A 3,142-nucleotide genomic window follows, 5' to 3' on the forward strand; every position below is an offset into this window, starting at 1 on the left:
GGTCGGCCGGTACGACGGCGTCGTGGCCGTCGTCGAGAAGCTGAAGGGGCACCCGCTGTTCGCCCACATGACCCTGACCCGGTCCGAGCGGTCGCCGATCGCGGCGCTGGTCACCGAGATGCTGGAGCACCCGGAGCGCTGACGGGTACGGCCAGGGGTCGGTACAGGCCGGCGGCGCATCGATGGTGCGGGTTGGCGGCGGCAGACAGGAGATCGCCGGAGAAGGACTGCACCGCTCCTTGACCGGCCCCGGCCTCCCGCCTGCCCGGTCCCGTGCTCCCGTAACGGGGTGGTTGGCGGTGCAGGTCGGTCGGCGGTGAGGGTATTTGCCGGGACGACGGGCGATCGTACTTCCCGGCGCGAGGGTCGCCGCCCGCCGGGCCTGCCGGAGTTCTCCGCGCCCACCACCTGCCGTCCGACCGCTGCCGACTGCCGCGTCCTGCCGTCAGCCGCCCGGGCCCTGTTCCTGCCCGAGGCGACCCCCGGAGTCGCGGGGCAAAGCGTCAGTCAGCTGCTCAGCGACGCGGCGAGGAGAGTGCTCTCCAACTCGGTCAGGTCACCGAGCACGTCGCGGCGGCTGTACGCGCGGAGCTGGGCACGAGCGATCCGGCTCGCCGGTGCACGGTTCCTCGCCAGTCGGCCGGTCCATCGGCGTTCGACCGCATCCAGTTCCGCCGTGTCCCCGACCCGGTTGACCAGGCCCACCTGGGCAGCCTCAGCCGCGGCCATCGGTTCACCCAGCAGGACGAGCTCGCGGGTACGCGCCGGGCCGATTTCCGCGAGCAGCCGAGGCCCGGCTCCTCCCCAGCACGGCGGCAGGCCGAGAACCAGCTCGGGAAGCCGGAACACCGTGTCCGAGGCAGCCAATCGGAGGTCGCATGCCAGCATGAGGGCGAGTCCCGCACCGGCAACCCGCCCCTGGACACGCACCACCGTCACCGCATCCGCTGTCGAGATCGCCTCGCACAGCCGTCGCCCGAGCTCGGCGACGGACAGCGCGTCGTCGCGCTCAAGCGCGGCGAGCTCGCCACGGTCGACGCCCTCGCAGAAGTTCGGACCGGCACCGCTGAGCACGACCACCCGGACATCGGGGCGATCCGGCAACGACGCATACACCGACAGCAACGAACGCAGCATCGCCGCATCGAGCACATTGCCGCGTTCCGGCTGGTTCATACGCAGCCGCAGACACGGACCGACCTGTTCTACCGACAACCCAAGCACGCCCGCTCACCCTCTATCGCCATTCCCATCCCCCACGGTACGACGCACCGTCCCTGAACCACCCGCGTGAACAGCACGTTCACATGTATGCACGCAGCACATTCCCCTTTCTGTTCAGGTGGTACCGCCATGCCTGACACGATGACGGCACATCCCATACCCGCCGTCCCCCGAACCACGCTGGATGCCGCACGGCTGCTCGGTCGGCTGCGCCGCGCACCGCAGGCCACCGACGAGCTTTCCCAACAACTGGCGGCTCTTGGACCCGTGATCCCCACACCCTGGGGCGGGTTGCTGCTCACCCGCTTCGACGACTCCCGGCAGATCCTCACCGATCGCCACTGGAAGACGCTTGATGCCGCCCACCTCGACGAGACCCAGCCGGGCTGGCGGAATCACTCGAGTCTGCGCTCCCTGTTCTCCTCGGTCATGCAGCAGAACCCACCGCTGCACACGACCCTGCGGCGCCGGGCGCGGGCCGCCGTCCCCACGCGGATCGACGACACACTGCGGCTGCGCATCGAGGAACTCGCCGAGGACTGCCTCGACTCCCTGGAGCACGCTGCGCGAACCACCGGCGTCGCCGATTTCGTCACCCACGTCTCCGACCGCCTGCCGGCCCTGGTCATGTGTGTCCTGCTCGGGCTTCCAGAGCAGGACGCCGATGAGCTAGGCCGTCGAAGTCAGACACTCGCCCTCGCGCAGGAACTCTCGCCATCGCGGACACTGCTGGCCGAAGCCGATGCAGCCGCCGACTTCCTCACCGGCTACCTCACGCGCCGCCTCCCGGCAGACCGGCCCGGCGCGGCACCGGCGGCATGCCCGTACGGACACTCGGCAACGCAGCCCCAGCCCGAACCGGAGGAGGTGGTCCAAGCCGGACTTATGCTCACCGCGGGCGTGACCACGACGAGTGCGCTGCTCTCGCGCTGCCTGGCGGACCTCGACCGCCACCGCGCCCGTGCTCGTACGCTCCTGGCCGACACGTCGCCCGAAGCAGTCGACGCCCTGGTGGAGGAGTCCCTGCGACTCCACCCGCCGGCCACCGTCCTCAGCCGCGTGTCCACCCGGGCCACTGAGCTCTCCGGACATCCGATCGCCTCAGGACAGCTCGTTCACGCCTTGCTGCCGGTCGCCCACCGCGACCCCCGGGCCTTCACGAACCCTGCCCAGTGGGATCCGCAGCGCTGGCATCCACGACGCGACGGCACCAGCCAGTCCCTCGCCTTCGGTGCCGGAATCCACTACTGCATCGGCACCCGTCTCGCTCGGCTGGAGGCCGCCGTCGTGCTGCGTGCCGTTCATCGCCGGTTCCCGGAGATACACGTCGCCGGAGCGCCGGCGTTCTCCTCCTCGCTGGCCCTTCCCAAGCATTTCGCACTTCCGGTGGCCCTCGGCAAGGTGCACTGCGCATCCGCAACCGGGCACGCGCCTCCTTCCGCAGCTTCTTTCGGGGGGACACCGATCCGGCACCCTTTGCCGGGCGCGCGGCACCCTGACGAACGCCGTCCTGAGGCCGGCTGTGAGCAGACCCTCGGATGCGCCCACCAGTGACAACGCTGCCGACAGCCAGTTCGGGAACCTGCCGACCGGGATCTCGGCGAATGGCAGTGCAACCGCCGACCTTCCACGCCGTGCGACGCAATGCAGACAGCTCTTTTACGGAGTTGCGAGCGGGACCGGAGTACCAGATTGACTATGCAGACCATCGGACGAAATGACGTCCGTGTCGCGGCATGTGCAGATTCCACCCCTCGGCCGGCGGCGCTGAAGCGCAAGCACCGCCGGGAGCGCGCCCGCACCCTCGCCTTCCTCTCCCCCTGGCTGATCGGCTTCGGCGTCTTCTTCGCCTACCCGCTGCTGTCCACCGCGTACTTCTCCTTCATGAAGTACGACGGCTTCACCGCCCCCGCCTTCA

General features: G+C 69.7%; 2 protein-coding genes and 1 pseudogene. 2 read left to right on the top strand and 1 reads right to left on the bottom strand.

All coding sequences use genetic code 11. The features are described from left to right. Window positions 1–507: 507 nt before the first annotated feature. Window positions 508–1,176: an enoyl-CoA hydratase/isomerase family protein gene (locus tag SNE206_RS39820; RefSeq protein WP_407918480.1), complete on the bottom strand. Its 669-nt coding sequence runs from the start codon at window positions 1,174–1,176 to the stop codon at window positions 508–510. Window positions 1,177–1,353: 177 nt separating this feature from the next. Here SNE206_RS39820 and SNE206_RS39825 point away from each other — a divergent pair, with 177 nt between their 5' ends. Both SNE206_RS39825 and SNE206_RS39830 read left to right on the top strand, forming a co-directional pair. Beyond that, on the top strand, window positions 1,354–2,778 hold the full coding sequence (locus tag SNE206_RS39825; RefSeq protein WP_407918481.1) for a cytochrome P450: 1,425 nt from the start codon (window positions 1,354–1,356) through the stop codon (window positions 2,776–2,778). Window positions 2,779–2,922: 144 nt separating this feature from the next. After that, a pseudogene (locus SNE206_RS39830) lies at window positions 2,923–3,142 on the top strand (hypothetical protein); the annotation flags it as partial.

The sequence above is a fragment of the Kitasatospora sp. NE20-6 genome, assembly GCF_045862635.1.

Coding starts and splice junctions, on each gene's coding strand:
- SNE206_RS39820 (WP_407918480.1), bottom strand. CDS start 1,176: ATGAACCAGCCGGAACGCGGCAATGTGCTCGATGCGGCGATGCTGCGT.
- SNE206_RS39825 (WP_407918481.1), top strand. CDS start 1,354: ATGCCTGACACGATGACGGCACATCCCATACCCGCCGTCCCCCGAACC.